General features: G+C 57.3%; 19 protein-coding genes. 4 read left to right on the forward strand and 15 right to left on the reverse strand.

Features of this window, described 5'->3' with window-relative positions:
• Nucleotides 1-42 precede the first annotated feature (42 nt).
• Together CER19_RS10465 and CER19_RS29050 are read right to left on the reverse strand one after the other, a co-directional pair.
• Nucleotides 43-1,527 carry a hypothetical protein gene (locus tag CER19_RS10465; RefSeq protein ID WP_056782558.1) on the reverse strand — a complete coding sequence of 495 codons (1,485 nt, stop codon included), beginning with the start codon at nucleotides 1,525-1,527 and terminating at the stop codon, nucleotides 43-45.
• A 52-nt stretch (nucleotides 1,528-1,579) separates the two neighbouring features.
• On the reverse strand, nucleotides 1,580-2,221 hold the full coding sequence (locus CER19_RS29050) for a GIY-YIG nuclease family protein (RefSeq protein ID WP_056782557.1): 642 nt from the start codon (nucleotides 2,219-2,221) through the stop codon (nucleotides 1,580-1,582).
• 423 nt (nucleotides 2,222-2,644) lie between these two features.
• On the opposite strand from CER19_RS29050, the gene CER19_RS10475 reads away from it, so the two are divergent.
• Complete coding sequence (locus CER19_RS10475) at nucleotides 2,645-2,938, forward strand: DUF3077 domain-containing protein (RefSeq protein ID WP_056782556.1); 294 nt, start codon at nucleotides 2,645-2,647, stop codon at nucleotides 2,936-2,938.
• Nucleotides 2,939-3,166: 228 nt separating this feature from the next.
• The gene (locus CER19_RS10480; RefSeq protein WP_116666361.1) at nucleotides 3,167-3,919 is read left to right on the forward strand and encodes a hypothetical protein; all 753 of its coding nucleotides are present in this window, start codon (nucleotides 3,167-3,169) and stop codon (nucleotides 3,917-3,919) included.
• Between the two features lie 236 nt (nucleotides 3,920-4,155).
• Here the strand turns inward: CER19_RS10480 and CER19_RS10485 are convergent, their stop codons facing one another.
• Nucleotides 4,156-5,055: a LysR family transcriptional regulator gene (locus CER19_RS10485; protein WP_116666362.1), complete on the reverse strand. Its 900-nt coding sequence runs from the start codon at nucleotides 5,053-5,055 to the stop codon at nucleotides 4,156-4,158.
• A gap of 116 nt (nucleotides 5,056-5,171) precedes the next feature.
• Between CER19_RS10485 and CER19_RS10490 the strand changes: the two genes are divergently transcribed.
• Nucleotides 5,172-6,203: an SDR family oxidoreductase gene (locus CER19_RS10490; RefSeq protein ID WP_116666363.1), complete on the forward strand. Its 1,032-nt coding sequence runs from the start codon at nucleotides 5,172-5,174 to the stop codon at nucleotides 6,201-6,203.
• Nucleotides 6,204-6,246: 43 nt separating this feature from the next.
• Here CER19_RS10490 and CER19_RS10495 read toward each other — a convergent pair whose 3' ends face one another.
• From CER19_RS10495 to CER19_RS10550, 12 genes are all read right to left on the reverse strand, one after another.
• Nucleotides 6,247-6,537, reverse strand: coding sequence for a hypothetical protein (locus CER19_RS10495; RefSeq protein WP_116666364.1), 291 nt, complete (start codon nucleotides 6,535-6,537; stop codon nucleotides 6,247-6,249).
• A gap of 9 nt (nucleotides 6,538-6,546) precedes the next feature.
• A complete protein-coding gene (locus CER19_RS10500) occupies nucleotides 6,547-7,170 on the reverse strand; it encodes a LysE family translocator (RefSeq protein ID WP_116666365.1) in 624 nt (207 codons plus the stop codon).
• Nucleotides 7,171-7,222: 52 nt separating this feature from the next.
• Nucleotides 7,223-8,527 (reverse strand): SidA/IucD/PvdA family monooxygenase, encoded by a 1,305-nt coding sequence (locus CER19_RS10505; protein ID WP_116666366.1) that lies wholly within the window; start codon nucleotides 8,525-8,527, stop codon nucleotides 7,223-7,225.
• Nucleotides 8,528-8,537: 10 nt separating this feature from the next.
• Nucleotides 8,538-9,005: a GNAT family N-acetyltransferase gene (locus CER19_RS10510; RefSeq protein ID WP_116666367.1), complete on the reverse strand. Its 468-nt coding sequence runs from the start codon at nucleotides 9,003-9,005 to the stop codon at nucleotides 8,538-8,540.
• Complete coding sequence (ectB, locus tag CER19_RS10515; RefSeq protein ID WP_218568478.1) at nucleotides 9,002-10,255, reverse strand: diaminobutyrate--2-oxoglutarate transaminase; 1,254 nt, start codon at nucleotides 10,253-10,255, stop codon at nucleotides 9,002-9,004. The genes CER19_RS10510 and ectB overlap by 4 nt, the downstream gene beginning before the upstream one ends.
• A 339-nt stretch (nucleotides 10,256-10,594) precedes the next feature.
• Nucleotides 10,595-11,149: a hypothetical protein gene (locus CER19_RS10520; protein ID WP_116666369.1), complete on the reverse strand. Its 555-nt coding sequence runs from the start codon at nucleotides 11,147-11,149 to the stop codon at nucleotides 10,595-10,597.
• Nucleotides 11,146-11,718 (reverse strand): RNA polymerase sigma factor, encoded by a 573-nt coding sequence (locus CER19_RS10525; RefSeq protein WP_116666370.1) that lies wholly within the window; start codon nucleotides 11,716-11,718, stop codon nucleotides 11,146-11,148. The genes CER19_RS10520 and CER19_RS10525 overlap by 4 nt, the downstream gene beginning before the upstream one ends.
• Before the next feature lie 194 nt (nucleotides 11,719-11,912).
• Entirely contained in the window at nucleotides 11,913-13,535 is a 1,623-nt protein-coding gene (locus CER19_RS10530) for a VWA domain-containing protein (RefSeq protein WP_116666371.1), read from the reverse strand.
• 201 nt (nucleotides 13,536-13,736) lie between these two features.
• A complete protein-coding gene (locus tag CER19_RS10535; RefSeq protein ID WP_116666372.1) occupies nucleotides 13,737-14,387 on the reverse strand; it encodes a DUF799 domain-containing protein in 651 nt (216 codons plus the stop codon).
• Nucleotides 14,384-14,746: a DUF4810 domain-containing protein gene (locus tag CER19_RS10540; RefSeq protein WP_073524455.1), complete on the reverse strand. Its 363-nt coding sequence runs from the start codon at nucleotides 14,744-14,746 to the stop codon at nucleotides 14,384-14,386. Before CER19_RS10540 ends, CER19_RS10535 begins: the two co-directional genes overlap by 4 nt.
• Before the next feature lie 29 nt (nucleotides 14,747-14,775).
• Nucleotides 14,776-15,456 (reverse strand): CsgG/HfaB family protein, encoded by a 681-nt coding sequence (locus tag CER19_RS10545; RefSeq protein WP_005783620.1) that lies wholly within the window; start codon nucleotides 15,454-15,456, stop codon nucleotides 14,776-14,778.
• Between the two features lie 503 nt (nucleotides 15,457-15,959).
• Nucleotides 15,960-16,652 (reverse strand): hypothetical protein, encoded by a 693-nt coding sequence (locus CER19_RS10550; RefSeq protein ID WP_116666373.1) that lies wholly within the window; start codon nucleotides 16,650-16,652, stop codon nucleotides 15,960-15,962.
• 256 nt (nucleotides 16,653-16,908) lie between these two features.
• On the opposite strand from CER19_RS10550, the gene CER19_RS10555 reads away from it, so the two are divergent.
• The gene (locus tag CER19_RS10555) at nucleotides 16,909-17,166 is read left to right on the forward strand and encodes a hypothetical protein (RefSeq protein WP_116666403.1); all 258 of its coding nucleotides are present in this window, start codon (nucleotides 16,909-16,911) and stop codon (nucleotides 17,164-17,166) included.
• Nucleotides 17,167-17,228: the final 62 nt, after the last annotated feature.

The raw sequence follows: 17,228 nt of genomic DNA on the forward strand, positions 1-17,228 counted from the left end.
ATGGGTCTAGCCTAAACGGGGCCTGACCCATTCCACTCCGGGTTAACTCCACTCCACCATTTTTTTTGCATCCTGCATCCAATGCGTATCATTGAACGATATTTCTGCTCCGTGGCATGTAAACAACAATTGATTTCCAGGCAATACATAGTCAGCGTTTAGAGAACGGTTAAAAAATCTCGTGGTCTCCGCCAATTCAATTACTCCGTCAGGATGCGAGGATGGCTGTATAGCATGGCAAAAAATGCAGGCGACGTCCTTTTCACCAAACTCGTACGACTCTACAAGCTCAAATATTTTTCTATCTCTGACGAACTCAATGTTCGGTCCATGTAGAGTCTCGTACGCAATATGAATAACCGTCCTACCATCTGCAGGCGCCTGCTCAACAGCCTTGTCTAACAAGGTCCTAACGTCTCTCGCTTTCTTATCAATTGATATCTCTGCCGTGCATTCCCATCTCGCACAAAAAACAGCACGAATAATCTCAACAAATCGATTAAGCGCTGAGTCCCCCTTCGGCATGGCTCTAAATTTGGCATCCATTGCCAGCGTGTACGAGGCATGAGCCTGCCACCGGGGATCAATAAGTGCATTTATCTGAGCAGATGGAAATTTCACTGCATGCTTCGAAAAGTGCTCCCACATTTTTGGGTAGTTTATTGGACGAAGAAAAATATCGCACTCAGGAGTATTTATATAACGAACTTTATTCTCAAGTGTCGATCGAAAAAGTTTCGCTACTAAGCCAGGCTCCTGCAAATGGACTTCTGACTTAAAATTCACATCCACAAGAACTGGCACCCCGCATTTAATCATTTCTGGCAGCAATGTATTCCACTGCACTAACCAAGCACTTCGCTCAGCCTCCGAGTAGTCCGTGACTTTCTGAAAACGCTTACACTCAACAAATAAAATCTCGCCGCCTCTAACAACTTTTAAATCAGGAGTCTTCTTACCCCCCTTAATCTCTGGAATAAACTCTACCTGCCAGCCTTGCTCAGCGTAAGCAATAGCAACAATAAGTTCAAACAAAACAGAGTCCGCATTATTATCCTTGCTATACAGCATGTTTTTCACACGCACTTCAACGCCTGCAATATTTTTTACAAGCTCTAAAGACGCTCCAATCTTCATAAAAAAAGGCTTGATGCGCGCCCATTGCGCCTCATCATAACCAAACCCACTTTCAGAACAAACTTCAGCTAAATAAATATACCAGTCGATCCATTTATCAAAAAAGGCCATACGATTATTGTATTCCATCGAATCTTTTGTATTAGATTCAACTATTGATCTTGTGACCCCTAAAAAATATCTCTCGACTTTGGACTTTCTTCGCCCCCAAACCTCTTCCGACATAAAAGACTTAAAATATCCTACCGCAGATTTAATACTTATTACCACAGGATCTTTATGCATATCACTAATTCCAGCGTAAAAGCTACGTAGCTGCTGCTCGCGTTCACGCTTAAACTTTTCTTTCTCACGCTTGAGTTTGATCGCTTTTTTACTTATTTTCGCCATAAAGTACTCCCAGCCATTCAAAGTACGAACTACCAACCCGAGCCAATACTATCTATACCTGTTCAATTTTTTGATGAACAGCAATCAGTTCAGATATGTGTTCCAGGCATCGAGCTGTAAAAAACTCCCGCGCCTGGTTAATTCGATATTTATCAAATAAACAATGTAAAGCTTTTTCAAGTTTAGAGTAGTTTGTGGTTTCAAGCTGGGAGATTACTCGAAAACGAAACGGAACCCCGGTTGTGTAAAGCTGGGCAATCCGTCTCTCCACAGGCCCGGTGGTGATTCCTATTTTGATAATTTCAACACCTTCGGACGTAAATAGATTCGTTCCTAATACGTACAAGGTGCCGACGTCTTCAGCCAACTTCTCCAGGTCTTCACCTTCGATAAAGTCTGGCTCATTTAGCTCCTGAGGCTCGGCACCTGTCTCTAATGACATTAGATGTGGTTTCTGCGACTTATCCGCGAAAATATCGCTCGCACTGCGGCATGCGATATAAATCCTGGCCAGTAAGGCGTGGTCAAGATCCTTGTAATTCCCGCTCTCTACATTGCGTACATGCGACTCGGTTCCGTAAAAGCTCGAGTATTGCGCCTTCACAATCGACCTGATCTCTTGCGGTGTGAGCCCGGCTGGATGCTTCCGAAGGATTTCACGTACCACATCGGTAAAGCTGAGGTTGGGCTGCATCAACGTTCCTTGTTTTCGAGCCAACTGAAGAAGGCATTCTATTTTGCCATCACGCGATTCAGAAGGATCCTACCTGCTTTGCGAGTTGCAGCACATAGGTGGTCGCGTTAATCTCCTTCGCGTCGCTGCTCATCAGCGACCGGGCCTGGAAACCCGTCACCGAGACGCACGTAGCGTCGTCAAACAATCAGCAGGCGCTTTTTTTATGCCTGCCGTTTGTGCTTCATGGCGGCCGTGTGCGGGAGACATTCGTGTCTGCCGAGTAGTCTCTGTCTCGGTTTCCAGCCTGCGCACGGCTGCCACCCATCGCCTGGAAACGATGTGTGGCCGTCTCAGTTGGTCATCAGAGAGGTTTCACACCATGCTTGATTACCGTAGTGCCGTCCGTATCAATACCGCCCCCATGTACGTGGGAGGTCAGTAATGAGTACCCCACCCGCAGAAGCCAAAACGATCGGCGCTCAGACTTTCGCAGATTGTGGCGAGGAAAAAAGCCATCTGAAATTGTTTCGAGTCAACGCCGGGGTTCCTATTCTGGAAGCCCTTGAACACGCAGCACACGTTCTCTACTACGCAAAAATGCTCTCGCTTGAAGCCGCCATGGATCCCAAGGCGGAGAAGTTCGCGTTTGCCTCGCACTACCTGTGTGAAATGGGCAAAGCGATCGTCGATGACCTGCTCCTGGCCATGCAGCCTGGTGGGCCGCACCCGCAGTAAGTAGTTCGCGCCCGGTGCAGTGCATCGGGCGCCTGAAACACTGAGGGTAAATAAACCCACTCCATGCATCCGTCGATACGTTCTCGCCCCCATACGTCGGTCCCGCTCTTAAATAGATCGATCCCCCTGCGGTTAGAATGCTCCAAGGCCCCCAGCGACATATCAGACCTACCCTCTCACCAGATTCGGGGGTATTTTCTCCGGTCACCCACTGGAGTAGGAAACACCATGTTCTGGCGCAGAGACAAACCGCTGAGGGTAGAGCTGCTTACACCCATCCACGTCACTGCTTCCTCAGCCCCTGCACATCACGAGACGTTAGATGACCCAGCTGCCAGGGAGGCAAAAACCAATACAGACCTGGCTTTCAAACTGATTACATTTGGAGCGCTAGCATCGCAAGCGGCACTTGTGATCTATGGCTACTCACTTCTTGTCGGCAGATTCCGGGAGTTCGGCATCGACCCAAACGAGCTATCCCTGAGTACACCCGCTCTACTTCTCCATGGGTATACAAACTCTTTCTCTGGTGTATTGGATGTAGCGGAAAAATTGCCCATTGTCGGCTCCGCTCTGTTGCCGATTACATTTGCGGTAATCGCAGCGATCTACATCACAGCTATTACGAAGAGACCTAAAGCGAACGTAGTGAGTGGCCTTGCGCCATGGATGGGCATCTTCATGTTCATGGCCTTCCTCGCTCCTGCCGCGAGTGTTCGCCAAGGCATGAGTACTGGGCTGGCAGACTTCGAAAAATATACGCAGCAGGAAGCTGCTGGAGAACTTGAAGCGGTGGACGTCGTGGTAACCGACAAAGGTGAACGCTTGGTTGGCCATCTGATTTTGGCGGATAGCAAAAGCACGTTCATACTCGTGGGAAGAACCCTGTTCAAGCTTGACGGTACGACCGGCCGCGTAATCCGTGAGACGGAGTTAAAACGACGTCCTTCCGAGATGAAAAAGCCACCCTCCAAAGCGTAAAAGCACGGACAGCAGTAAGGGCCATGTATGCCCACGTGTATGCCTAACCGACACACGGCCTAAAATACCCAGTAAATACGGGCATCTTACGGCCCAGTTCAAACGACGCCGGGACGCCAGATATGAAATGAAAAAGCCCCAGATCGAGAGAACTGGGGCTTTTTTGTAGGCGAGTTACACGCGCGACTCGATATTGCTACGAGCGGCAAAGCCTCTACATCCCGGTGGTTTGGGCCTTACGCAGGACTCGATGAATTCCTGAAATGCTGTCTATCCAGGCTAGAGATTTCGTCACGCAACACCCCCTCCAACACCCCAAAAAAAACCTGAATATGCCCCTGCTTCAACGCCTGCGGCCGCGTAACCAAATAAACCTCCATCGCCGGCAGTTCTATCTCCTGAAAAAGCTCACTCAACCCCGTCGCCAAAATACGCGGCAACACCGCCACCCCCATCCCCCGCCTCACCGATTCAAGCTGCACCGCAAACGAACTCACCCTGATCGGCGCATGGTCCAGCCCCGCAGCTTTCGCGGCGCGCATTTGCGGCAGCAGATCCAGCGGTGGCAGCAAGGCAATACTGGCGGCAGTGGCTGGCGTTAGCGCAGGAAACCGTTGCAGGTATTCGGCGGGTGCGAACACGCCGTAAGCGAGTTTGCCGAGCCCTCGGTAGATCAGGGAGGGCTCGCCCAGGTGGGCGGTGCGTATGGCGATGTCGGCTACGCCTCGTACGATTTTGTGGAAGTCGGTGGTGACCTGGAGTTCTACGGAGCAGCCTGGGTGCTGCGAGGTGAAGCGGCTGGCGGCCTCAAGTACGCTAGCTGAAAACCCTTCGCCGGCACTCACCAACACGGTGCCGCTGAGGGTTGCAGGCGTGCCGTCGACGGGGGCCTGGCGTCGCAGGCCGGATTCGGCTGCCAGGGCGACGTCTACCAGGGCTTGGCCTCGGGAGGTGAGCCGGCAGCCTTCCACGCCGCGTTCCACCAGCGGCTCGCCCAGGGCGGTTTCCAGTTGGGTGAGGCGGCGGGAGACGGTAGAGGCCGCGATGCCGAGTAACTGGCCTGCCTGTAAAAAGCTGCCGCGCCGTGAGACTGCCAACAGCAGCCGAAGATCATCCCAATTTGCCTGCAATGCCATATATCCGCGCTTCCCTGGTGTGCAGATGTGCAAAGCCATTATGCCGCAGGCGCTGTTTTTACGGCGCGGGCTCACCGGTATATCTACTGGCCTTCTCAACAAATGGAATGGCCTGTATGAACACGAACCCCAATCGCTTGCGCAGCACCTTTGTGACCGGTGCCACCGGCTTGCTGGGCAATAACCTGGTACAAGAGCTGGTCGCACGGGGTTATGCGGTGAAGGCGCTGGTCCGCTCGGCGGCCAAGGGCGCGCAGCAGTTCGGCGATGTGCAGGGTGTGGAGCAAGTGGTGGGGGACATGGCTGATGTGGATGCCTTCGCGGCGGCGTTGCAAGGCTGCGATACGGTGTTTCACTGCGCGGCGTTTTTTCGCGATAACTACAAGGGCGGCAGCCATTGGGAGGAGCTGGAAAAGATCAATGTCGTCGGTACGCGAGCCCTGCTGCACCAGGCGTATGACGCCGGTGTGCGACGGTTTGTGTATACCTCGTCGATTGCCGTGCTCGACGGTGCCCCCGGTACGCCGATCGACGAGACGTGCCTGCGGGCCGAGGCCGATGCGGACGACTACTACCGCAGTAAGATCCTGGCTGAGCGGGAGGTGTTGAGGTTTCTTGAAAGCCATCCGCAGATGCACGCCTGCATGGTCTTGCCCGGTTGGATGTGGGGGCCGGGTGACCGTGGGCCGACGTCTTCGGGGCAGTTGGTCAGGGACGTTATCAACGGCAAGTTGCCGGGGCTGATTCCTGGCACCTTTTCGCTGGTCGATGCTCGCGATGTGGCTTGGGCGCACATTGCTGCCGCCCAGAGCGGGCGACGGGGCGAGCGTTATCTAGCGGCCGGCCGCAACTTGACCATGCGCCAGCTGATGCCGGTGCTGGGGCGTATTGCCGGGGTCAAGGTACCCTCGCGCCAACTGCCGCTGCCCGCGCTGTACCTGTTGGCAGCGGTGCAAGAGGCCTACGCCTACCTGACCGGCAAGCCTATCTTGCTGAGCATGGCGACGTTGCGGCTGTTGATACGCGAGGAGCACCGTACCCGCTTTGACCACCGCAAAAGTGAAGAGGAACTGGGGCTGAGTTTTCGTGTGTTGGAGCAGACCCTCACGGACACGGTGGCCTGGTACAAGGCCCACGGCGAGTTATAAAAAAGCCCCAGGTCGACAGGCCTGGGGCTTTTTGTTTGGGCCTTCAGCACGCCCATTTGAAATCTTGAAAAGCCACCCCTGCCGGCACGGAGTAAGTCCTGCGTCGAGCGGCCTGCAACGACGCCGCATAGCTGATACCCGGCCCAAACCCATCAATCACCCGAAAAACCCCCTCAAGATGACAGTCCAGAATCAACGTCACCCCAAGATAATCCCTCACCAACTCCCCCGACAAATCGCTCAGCACCAACGCCTCCGGCGCCAGGTCAATCAACAACCAACTGCGATGCTTGAAGCGCCCTCCCACATCCTTGAGCAACGCGTTCCATTCCATGGCGAAGCCTCATCGACTGGCGATCAGCACAGGGATGGCGTTGTTCAGTGAAAACGCCACGAGGAATACGGCCAGCCCTACGTCGATCTGCCGGGTGTATTTGAGGAACAGCGCTTTGATCGGGCCCTGGCCGAAGAGCAGGGCCACTACGGAGTACCAGATGACTTCGAGCGTCGAGCACAGCAGCACCACCAGGACTTTTTCGATATCCGTGCGCGGCGATGAAAGAAAGCCGGCGTAGATACTGATCATGAAGGCGATGGTTTTCATGTTGCTGATGTTGGTGATGACGCCCACACGATAGGCCTTGGCGAAGCTGGTCGCGCCCGGGGCGGTGGTGTCGGCGGTGCCGGTGTTTTTGGCCAGTACGCTTTTGATGATGCTGTAGGCGATGTACAGCAGGTACGCCGAGCCGCATAAGGTGGCGACTTTGGAAAACGCCGGGTATTGATGCAGCAACGCCGCCAGGCCGAGCAATGAGAGGGTTGAGAAAAATACGCCGACCGTGCAGATGCCCAGGGTCGCACCGATACCGGTCGAGACCGACCCCAGCGAAGCAAAGCGGCTGACGATGATGAAGTTGGGCCCCGGGCTTATCACCGCCAGGATGTAGATCAATGCTGCTGTAAACATGGGAACTCCTTGTAGGAGGCAGCAGCCGGCGCAGGCTGCTGCCGAGGGTGGGTCAGGCCAATGCGTGCAGCGGGGCTTCGGCCTGTGCGAGTTTTTCTTCCAGGGACGCCAGGATGTGTTCGACCCGCAGAGAAATCAGGCTGAATGAACCGGCGTCTCCCAGGCCGTGGGAGCTTTCGCATAAGCCGTTGAGAAACACCGCGGGCAAGTCCTCCAGCGCTGTCAGGCTGTAATCGCGGTTGACCACCAGCGCGCCGTGGGCGTCCGCTCGAAACCGTGCGTGATAAGACGCCAGCAGTGGCGGATACAGTTCGCCATTTTCCTTGGCGGCAATGTCCTTGAAGCCGGTGGCGAGCACCAGTGCGTCCAGCGCCAGAGTCGAGTGGGTCAGTTGGTTGACCTCCTTGAGCGCTAGCTCCACCTGCCCCGATGCATTGATCTGCGCCTGCTCAATGGCGATGTTGTTAAGAATGTGGATGCGCTGTTTGCCCTGCAGCTTTTCCTCATGGATGCGTACGTAGAGGGCGTTGATCACATCTTCATCGGCCGAGCTGTAATTGGTGCCGCGCAGTTGCTTGTCCACCCGCGCCTTGGCCTCGGGCGGGAGGTTGAAGTAGTAGTCGATAAATTCCGGGAAATACACCTTGTCGCTGAATGGGCTGGTGTCCTTGAGCCGGAAGCTGAAGCTGCGGTGCAGCGAGTAGATGTCTTTGTCTGGGAACCTGGCGGTCAGGTCGAGCACAATCTCCACGGCGCTCTGGCTGGAGCCCACCACACCGATGCGCTGCACGCTGGGAGGCAGCTTATTGAGGCGCTCCAGGTAGTGATTGAGGTGGAACACCTGAGGGCCAGTCAGGCCTTCGAACACCGCCGGGATATTCGCCGTGCGTCCGGTGCCGAGCACCAGGCTGCGCCCGTAAATGACGCGCTGGTCGTTATAGGTGACCTTCCACACCTGCTCGCCTTTGAATAGCACCGGCTCGACCCGCTGCGCGAACGCAGAGGATTCGACACTGCCCAGAAAATGCCCGGCGACCCATTTGATGTACTCGGCATATTCACGCCGCAGCGGATACGTCAGCGGCAGGTTGAGGTAGTCGAACAGGCGACCGGTTTCTTTCAGGTAATTGACGAACCCATAGTGGCTGCGCGGGTTTCGCGGGGTGACCAGGTCGCGCAAAGGGTTGTTCTGGATATCCGAACCGCTGAGCAACATTTCATCCTGCCAGTCCGGCGTTTGCTTGGCGTCCAGGAAGCGATAGGTCAGCGCAGAAGCGGACTCTTCAAGGCCAATAGCCAACGCCAGGTTGGAGGGGCCAAAACCAATACCCACGATATCGAAAACAGTGTCTGACATGGAAAAGCTCCTATCCCTGGATTGGCTTCAATGGAAGATGGTAGTAGTGATATGCCGTGTTTTCGATAAACCCAAAGCGCGTGTATAAATTGCGTGCCTTGGGGTTGTCGTCTGCGCCTTCAATGAATAACTGTTTGGCGCCGGTTGTTTGTGCGAATGCCTTGGCGGCATTCAATAACGCCAGGCCAACTCCCGCTTTTCGCTTTGAGGCTTCAACATATAAGTCATTGAGTATCCACAGGCGTTCTAGCGTGACGCTTGAAAAGCTCGGGAAGAGTTGCGTAAACCCAATAACTTCATTGTTTACTTGCGCGACGATAATAATTGACTCGCCTAAAAAGAAGCGTTGTTGAATAAATGCCAAAGAGCGGGCCAGGTCGGAAGCTTCGCCGTAGAACTCGCGGTATTTATCCAGCAAGGGTGCAATGGCAGCGGCGTCATCGAGGGACGCGTGCCGGGTGATAATGGCATCGCTCATGATGTGATCACCTCGGCAAACGCTTGCTCGAGAATCTGCACGCCTTGGTTGATCTGCGCCGCAGTGATGGTAAGGGCCGGAAGAAATTTCAGCACCTGGTTATCGATGCCGGAGGTTTCAATGATCAGCCCATGTGCATAGGCGCGCGCAGCAACTTTCTGCGCCAGGCTCGCGTCCTCGAACTCGATGCCTTTGAAGAACCCGCGCCCTTTCAGGCGGTTGGGCGCTTTGGCGGCGAAACTTGCGGATAGCCTCTGCAGCGCATCATGCAGCACGCCCGCCTTGGCCTTGAGCGCCTGAGTGAAACCCGCGTCGCTCCAATAGTGGTCGATCACTGCCTTGCCGGTGACGAACGCCAGGTTGTTGCCGCGAAACGTGCCGTTGTGCTCCCCCGGCTCCCACACATCCAGATGGGGTGCTAGCAAGACCAGCGACATGGGCAAGCCGTAGCCGCTGATCGACTTGGACAACGTCACGATGTCCGGCGTGACGCCCAGGGCTTCAAAACTGAAGAAGTCGCCCGTACGCCCGCAGCCGGCCTGGATATCATCGATGATCAGCAGGATGTCATGGGCCTGGGCGATGCGCTGCACGGCGTGTACCCAGGCGGCCGAGGCACTGTTCACACCGCCCTCACCCTGCACGGTTTCCAGCACGATGGCCGCCGGTCTGTCGATGCCACTGCCGCTGCGCAACATCCTGTCCAGGTACAGCGAAGTGTCCACGCTGTCGCCGAAGTAGCCGTCATAGGGCATGAACGTGACATTGCTCAAAGTCACGCCGGCGCCGGCTCGCTTACGCGGGTTGCTGGTCAGGGCCAGGCTGCCCAGGGACATGCCATGGAAAGCATTGGTAAACGCTACGATGTTCTGGCGCCCGGTGTACTTGCGTGCCAGCTTGATCGCCGCCTCTACCGCATTGGTGCCGGTGGGGCCGGGGAACTGCACTTTGTAACGCAGGTTGCGTGGGGCCAGCACCTGCTCTTCAAACGCGGTGAGGAAGGCTTTCTTGGCGGTCGTCTTGAAATCCAGGCCGTGGGTGATGCCATTTTGCGCAATGTAGTCGAGCAGCGCGGCCTTTAGAACCGGGTTGTTATGCCCGTAGTTCAAGGCACCGGCACCGCTGAAAAAGTCAATGAACAGCTGACCTTGCTCACTGGTCAGCGTCGAACCCTCAGCGGTGTGGAACGTGTCGGTAAAGTCCCGGCAATAAGAGCGGACGTTGGACTCTTTAAGCTCGAATATATCCAGGGGTTGTTGCAGTTCAGGCACTGCCTGTGCCAATGAGTAATTCAGCGTAGCCGTCATGTCAGGTACCGTTTATCAATCCAATTGAATGGACTTCCAACAGGTAGAGCTATTTCCCAGTGGCCATGTAGCGAATGCTGAGAAGACTTTAATCCTTGAAGTCCGCATGCAACTTTTCATCCAATGAAACATGACCCGCTCTGTTGGCCAGCAGGAACAATGACGTCTTTCGCCTATTAAACTAGCAGCAATTACTCCCCGAGCAACTGAATATAAATTCATATGCTTATGACGCATTTCAAGCGGTCGGCGATGGTATCGCTGGATACCATCGCCATGGGGTCAGTGAGGCTGCAATGCCTTGAGCCGTTCCTCGAGGTTCTGTGCAGGAAAGCGTTTTTGCAACTCGGCGAGTTTTGCCGCCGCCGCCGCGTCATCGCCTGCCTTGCGCAGGCGCAATACGTCCTGCAAACCCTGCTCGAGCGGTTCCGGCACTGCGCGCTTGGCCATGTTGGCTTGGGGCAAGGCATCGCTGCTCATTTCGGCACTGAACGATTCGACGCGTGGCGGCGCGCTCATAGGCGCAGGTGCGGGCGCAGAAAACGCAGCCGGGGCAGCCAGGCGCGTGTTCGGCGCATGCTCGAACTCGCTGGTGCGCGTGACCACACCCACCAACAACGCCACACCGGCAACGCTGGCGAAAGCCATTTGCCAACGCGGTTGCTGGCACGCGCGCAACCAGCGCTGCCACAGGTTGGGCGAAGGTTTTGGTGCCTCGCGGTGGGCAGTGGCCAAAATGAACGCGTCCAGTGACGCCGGTGGCTCGCCGCTGCTGTGTTGACGAAAGTGCTGGATCAGCCCGTCGTCGGTGTCCGGAGCATGTTTGGAGTCGTTCATACGGGTACCTCCTCGGCCAGCAGGCGCCGCAATTTTTGCAGGGCGTAGCGCAGGCGGCTTTTTACGGTTTCCAGCGGGGCGCCGGTGAGGGCGGCGATTTGCGGCACTTCGAGGTCGCCATGCAGGCGTAACAAAAACACTTCGCGCTGATCTTCGGGCAGTTCTTGCAGGGCCGCGTCGAGGCGCGCCTGGTCGCGGCTGAGGGTCAGTTGCTGCTCGGGACCGTCGCTGTCGTCGGCCTGGGCGTGCAGCTGTTCATCGTAGCTGTCATGCAATGGGTTGTGGATGCCGTGCTTGCGCCAGTGGTCGATCAGGCGGTTGCGGGCGATCTGGAACAACCAGGTACGAAAACTCGCCCGGCCTTGTGGCTGGGTGGTGCTGCGGATCAGGCTGAGCCAGGTGTCCTGGTAGATTTCTTCGGCCAGTTCGGCTTTGTTGCACAGGGACACGAGGAAGCGGTACAGGCCCTGGCGGTGGCGCGTGTACAAGGCTTCGAAGGCGGCAGTGTCACCGGTTCGATAGCGGGCCAGCAGCGATTCGTCGCTGGGTGAGTCATCTGGAACGGCCATGGGGTGGGCGAACTCCTTTTGGTCAGCCGAAGCAGGGTTACTGTAGGAGCGAGCTTGCTCGCGAAGAACGTCAACGATAACGCGTGCTTCCTGGATAAACGCGGTGCCTGTGAGTTTTTCGCGAGCAAGCTCGCTCCTACAAAAAGCTTTAGCAGCAAGCCCTCTCCCACATTTGATCTCGGTTGTGAGCGAGATCAGGGTTTGAGGCTTTGGGCCAACTCCACCAATTGCACGAATTCGTTGCGCAGCCCGAAGGGGTCATCGCCGCGGGCCGAGCGTGCCAATTTGGCGGTGTCTTGCAAACTCATGGTGCCAGTGTAGCGGCCATCGCCCTTGAGCTGTTGGGCGAAGGCGGCCACGGCAGACGCGAAGCGCAGGTCGTCGCTGGCCGGGGTAGCCTGGTTGGCGATGGGGCGTTCGATCAACTGGCTGTTACCGCCCGCAGCGGGCTTGTAGCGCACCCGTAGCATCGCCAGCTCATCGGATTGGCCTTCGGTCGCAGGCGCGGCGGCGTAACGCAGAGGCTCCAACCAGCCCTTCTCGCCCTTGGGCACGATTTCATACAGCGCGGTCACCGTGTGCCCTGCGCCAATCTCACCGGCATCGACCTTGTCGTTGTTGAAATCCTCACGCTTCAAGGCGCGGTTTTCATAGCCCAGCAGGCGGTACTCGCTGACCTGGGCCGGGTTGAATTCCACCTGCAGTTTCACATCCCGCGCCACCACCGCCAGGGTCGAGCTGAGTTGCTCCACCAGCACCTTGCGCGCTTCGCGCAGGTTGTCGATGTAGGCGTAGTTACCGTCGCCCGCGTCGGCCAGTTGTTCCATCAGGTGTTCGTTGTAGTTGTCCACGCCAAAGCCGAGGGTGGTCAGCGATACGCCGCTTTTGCGCTGGTCCACGGCCATTTGCTTGAGGCTGTCGAAGTCGCTGATACCCACGTTGAAGTCGCCGTCGGTGGCCAGCAGGATGCGGTTGATGCCTTGGTCGATAAACCCTTCGCGGGCCATCTGGTAGGCCAGTTCGATGCCGGACGCGCCTGCGGTGGAACCGCCGGCGGTGAGTTGGTCGATGGCGTTGCGGATCTTGGCTTTTTCATGCCCGGAGGTGGGTTTGAGCACCACGCGGGATTCACCGGCGTAGACCACCAGTGACACACGGTCCTGATTACGCAGTTGATCCACCAGTAACTTCAGCGTGCTCTTGACCAGCGGCAAGCCTTCGCGGCGGTCCATGGAGCCGGACACGTCCACCAGGAACACCAGGTTGGCGGGTGCCAGTTCTGCCACGGTTTTATCGGAAGCCTTGATGCCAATGCGCAGCAGTTTTGTGCGCGGGTTCCACGGCGTGGCGGCGACTTCGGTGGTGACGCCAAAAGGTGAGCCATCGGTGGGCAGTGCGTAATTGTAGGGGAAGTAGTTGACCATTTCCTCCAACCGCACCGCGCCTTCGGGCGGCAGGCGGCCTTGGTTGAGGAAGCGCCGTACGTTGGCGTAGCTGCCCGTGTCGACATCCACACTGAAGGTGGAGACCGGGGTTTCGGCGACGCGATGCACGGGGTTGTCGGGCAGGTTGGCGTATTGCTCGCGGGGTTCGCTGTGGTCATTCATCATCGCCATTTCTCGCACCGTCATCGGTGCCGGCATGGCCATGCGTTTGGCCATCGCGCCCTCAACCGGCGCGCTGTACAGCTCGGCGACGGGCGGTGCCGGTTTGGCCACCTCGGGCGAGGAAGACAGCCCACACCCGGCCAGCGCTACCAGCAGGGTAACGGTGAAGCCTTGGGCAGCGGGACGCAGGTAAAGCAGAGGGCGGGACATGGGGCTGAACCTCGTGAATGAATGAGCCGTTCACAAGGTCAGACGCGAGGTAGGTTGGGTTCGGGTTAAACCCTCGAAATTCACCCCGATCAATGTGGGAGCTGGCTTGCCTGCGATAGCGGTGTGTCAGCCAGCCTTTCCAGCACTGGCCGACCGCTATCGCAGGCAAGCCAGCTCCCACATTTGTATGGCGGTGTTCTCTTAGTCCGTGCCGTATTTCGGGTTACGCGGGCCGTACAAGATGCCGGTGCGTTGCCCTGCCGACAGCAACCGCGCACTGGTGATACCGGCAATCGGGTGCGCCGCATCGGTAGAGCTATTGATCACCTGCTTGACCGCCGCCGTGATCAACATGCCCACCAGGCCGCCACCGTTGTTGTTGCCCTCCTCGCTCGACGCCCGCGCCGAACCGGTCCACAAGGTGGTGCCGGTGCGCAGGTCCACCAGTTTGGCCGAGGCCGTCACCGAGGTGTCGCTGGAGATCAGCATGTACTGGGTGCCGTACTCGCTGATGGTGATGTACAGCGCCGCGTCCGCACCAAAGATGTCATGCAGCTTGGCCGGCTGTACGGCCTGGATATCGTTGGCGGTGGTCAGGCCGTTCTGGCGGAAGGTCTCGTCCACCAGGGCAATTGGCAACACGTAGTAGCCGGCTTCGGCCAGCGGATAGGTGACTTGCGACACCAGGCTGTAGGACGCCTGCACTTCCGGCGATTCATTGATCGGCGGCAGTACCAGGATCGACTTGGGCCGCGCCTGTTTGTACGCCGAATAATCAACCGTCTTGGGTGCGGCGCAACCGCCGAGCAACACCAGGGCCAGCAAGGCGCCGGTGAGTTTTAACAGGCTCATTTGGTGGCGACTCCGGCTTTGGCGTTTTTCAACAGAAAGTCCATGTACGCAGCGGACTCGGGGAACAGCGCCTTCTCGGTGCGAAACTCCTGCACCATCTGGTCATCCTTGCCCATGTTCATGTACAGCATGCCCAGGTGCGCGTGGTAACCCGGCGGCGCCTTGCGGCCACTGGCGTTGATCTTCTGCAGATCGCGCTCCAATGCTTCCACCTGCGCTTCCTTGGGCTCGCCCTTGAAGTACTCGTAAACCTGCGGCTGGTAGCTCTCCCATTGATACAGGGGCTGGGGCGCCGTCTGGCACCCGGTGACCGCCGCGATTGCTGCCAGCGTCAGCGCTAACTTCACTGCCTTGCTCATCCGTGTACTGCTCCTTGTGGTGTGGCTGATCAGTTACGCGGGTTCCAGGCGCCGGCGTTGATGCCGTCGACCAGGCGGTTGATCGCTTCGCGCATGGCCAGGTCCAGCACCTTGCCATTGAGGGTGGAGTCATAGCTGGCGGTGCCGCCGAAGCCGATCACTTCACGGTTGGACAGCGCGTACTCACCGGCGCCCTGGGTGGAATACACCACTTCGGAGGTGTTGATGTTGACGATATTCAACGCGACTTTGGCGTAGGCCACTTGGGTCTTGCCACGGCCGAGGATGCCGAACAGCTGGCGGTCGCCGGTTTCCTTGCGGCCGAATTCGGTCACATCGCCAGTCACCACATAGTCAGCGCCCTTGAGCTTCTGCACGGTGCCTTTGATTTTGGCTTCCTGGGAGATCTCGCCCATGTTGTCGCGGTCCAGCACGCTGAAGCGGTTGGTCTGCTGCAAGTGGGTGATGAGGATGGTCTTGGCCTGGCCGCCGAGACGGTCGACGCCATCGGAGAAGATGCCGCGCATGTAGCTGGAGCGGTTGTCGAACTTGCCCACGGCAATCGGCACACGCACGCCGGAATAGGCCACGTGGGCGCTGGCGACTTGCTCCACCGGCATCGCGCGGTTGCTCTCGGTGGCGCAACCGGCCACGGTCAACAGCGCCGCGGCGGTGAGGCCCGACAGCAGGATTTTGGACAGTGTCTTCACAGGGTGCTCCTTGGGTGAGGAAATCAGCGTTGCCGGGTTTTCCAAGGAGATAGGCAGCCTGAAAACGCGCTGGCCTGGATTCTTCCCTGAAAGACGGTGATGCAACGGCTGCGGCATTTTACGGGGTTGAGAGCGGTTCTCAAGGTGTTTCGGCCATAGGTGGGGGGCTTACCCTACTGCCGACCGCAATACTCAAAGCAACGAAGATCAAATGTGGGAGCTGGCTTGCCTGCGAAAGCGGCAGTGCAGCAACAGATGCAGCGACTGACCCACCGCCTTCGCGGGCAAGCCCAATGCCGATCAATTAAACGAACGCAATGCCCAAAGCAACGAAGATCAAATGTGGGAGCGGGCTTGCTCGCGAAAGCGGTAGTGCAGCAACAGATGCAGCGACTGACACACCGCCTTCGCGAGCAAGCCCGCTCCCACAGGGGAACTGCGTTTAACCCTGACTGGTATTAGTCCAAGCCCGCCCACCAACAGCCGCCAGCCTTCGCACAGACCTACTTGAGCTCCTTCACCAGATACTGCGCAGAAATCTGCGTAATCCCTGTCAACGCCCGCCGCAAGGCTTCAGGGTCAGTGCGGTAGGTCAACGGGGTATAGCCGTAGACGTTCTGGCCATTGAACGGCGTAACCGCTTCAAAGGTGCGCCAGACCATTTCATCGCCGCGATCCATCTGCGCCATCACGTTAAGGGTGGGGTAAATCACACTGCTGAAACCCTGGGTCAGGCGAAAACCCCACTCGGACACGGTCAGCTGGATCTGCGCATCGGCGGGCTCCTCCTCGCCGACCACCTTGAGCGTCGAAGTCTTGCCCAACTCATCGACAAAGCCCTGCTTGAGCAACACGCCTACGTCGATTTTTTCCGCCTCCATCACCGTCAGAATAGCCACCGGCGTCGGCATCTCGGCCAACTGCCCGAGCTTCATGCCCGCGGCAAACCCGGCGCCACTCAACGCCGCAGTACCCAGCTTGGACGCCCCGCTGGCCATACCAACACCCGCGCCAACCCCGGCACCCAGGGCCGCGCCCCAGGCCTGTTCACGGCCGAAGTACACCATGTTCTTTTCCCACTTCACCGGCAGGACTTTAACGGTCTTGATCTGCGCGCGGTTTTCGGGAGTGAGGGGGTGGCTGACGCAACCGCCGAGGATGAGGGTGGCGAAGAGAATGAGGAGGAGGTTTTTCACATTGGTCCTTTAATGTTTGGGGTGAGGCTTTCAGATTTGCATAGTCGTAGTGCGTTTGTTCGTGAGCAGTATGTCGGCAATGGGTGGCAAGACGTTAGTAGCTGCGTACACGCTCCGAAGCGGCGGCATTTTGATGCCTTGCGCGGGCTTGGTGGTGCGGCTTATAGTCCGGCCGTCGCTCAAAAAGCGACCGGGTTTGGCGACCCGAAGAACGAGCCCTCAATAATCAATAGAGAGCTTAATGATGAATCGATACATCCCCCTCACCGGCCACGACTGCACCGTCCCAGCCCTGATCATCGACACCCACGCACCTCTCGACGTCCTTCACGACGCCGCCGTGCACCGCATTCGGGCCGTCACCCAACTGCTGGAAAACCTGGCCTTCCGCGAACAACTCAGCAGCGATGCCGTAGTGCTTTCAGACTTTGCCCACTTGCTGGCCATTCCGCTGCGCGATGGGTGTGATTTGCTGGATGTCATCAGTCGCAGGCTGAATGCCGATCCGTCTTGAGTGAAAATCGGGCGGCCTTCGTGTCGCCCGCTTTGGCCTCGTGCGGGGAGGGTAAAGGCTAA

Origin of the sequence: Pseudomonas sp. GL93, assembly GCF_003408955.1 — a bacterium.
GTDB classification, from domain to species: Bacteria; Pseudomonadota; Gammaproteobacteria; order Pseudomonadales; family Pseudomonadaceae; genus Aquipseudomonas; species Aquipseudomonas paracarnis.

Bases quoted from the DNA above. Each gene is read 5' to 3' on its own strand.
- CER19_RS10490 (WP_116666363.1), top strand. From the start codon at position 5,172: ATGAACACGAACCCCAATCGCTTGCGCAGCACCTTTGTGACCGGTGCC.
- CER19_RS10485 (WP_116666362.1), bottom strand. From the start codon at position 5,055: ATGGCATTGCAGGCAAATTGGGATGATCTTCGGCTGCTGTTGGCAGTC.
- CER19_RS10520 (WP_116666369.1), bottom strand. From the start codon at position 11,149: ATGAACGACTCCAAACATGCTCCGGACACCGACGACGGGCTGATCCAG.
- CER19_RS10535 (WP_116666372.1), bottom strand. From the start codon at position 14,387: ATGAGCCTGTTAAAACTCACCGGCGCCTTGCTGGCCCTGGTGTTGCTC.
- CER19_RS10465 (WP_056782558.1), bottom strand. From the start codon at position 1,527: ATGGCGAAAATAAGTAAAAAAGCGATCAAACTCAAGCGTGAGAAAGAA.
- CER19_RS29050 (WP_056782557.1), bottom strand. From the start codon at position 2,221: ATGCAGCCCAACCTCAGCTTTACCGATGTGGTACGTGAAATCCTTCGG.
- CER19_RS10540 (WP_073524455.1), bottom strand. From the start codon at position 14,746: ATGAGCAAGGCAGTGAAGTTAGCGCTGACGCTGGCAGCAATCGCGGCG.
- CER19_RS10510 (WP_116666367.1), bottom strand. From the start codon at position 9,005: ATGAGCGATGCCATTATCACCCGGCACGCGTCCCTCGATGACGCCGCT.
- CER19_RS10505 (WP_116666366.1), bottom strand. From the start codon at position 8,527: ATGTCAGACACTGTTTTCGATATCGTGGGTATTGGTTTTGGCCCCTCC.
- CER19_RS10475 (WP_056782556.1), top strand. From the start codon at position 2,645: ATGAGTACCCCACCCGCAGAAGCCAAAACGATCGGCGCTCAGACTTTC.
- CER19_RS10525 (WP_116666370.1), bottom strand. From the start codon at position 11,718: ATGGCCGTTCCAGATGACTCACCCAGCGACGAATCGCTGCTGGCCCGC.
- CER19_RS10530 (WP_116666371.1), bottom strand. From the start codon at position 13,535: ATGTCCCGCCCTCTGCTTTACCTGCGTCCCGCTGCCCAAGGCTTCACC.
- CER19_RS10495 (WP_116666364.1), bottom strand. From the start codon at position 6,537: ATGGAATGGAACGCGTTGCTCAAGGATGTGGGAGGGCGCTTCAAGCAT.
- CER19_RS10500 (WP_116666365.1), bottom strand. From the start codon at position 7,170: ATGTTTACAGCAGCATTGATCTACATCCTGGCGGTGATAAGCCCGGGG.
- CER19_RS10480 (WP_116666361.1), top strand. From the start codon at position 3,167: ATGTTCTGGCGCAGAGACAAACCGCTGAGGGTAGAGCTGCTTACACCC.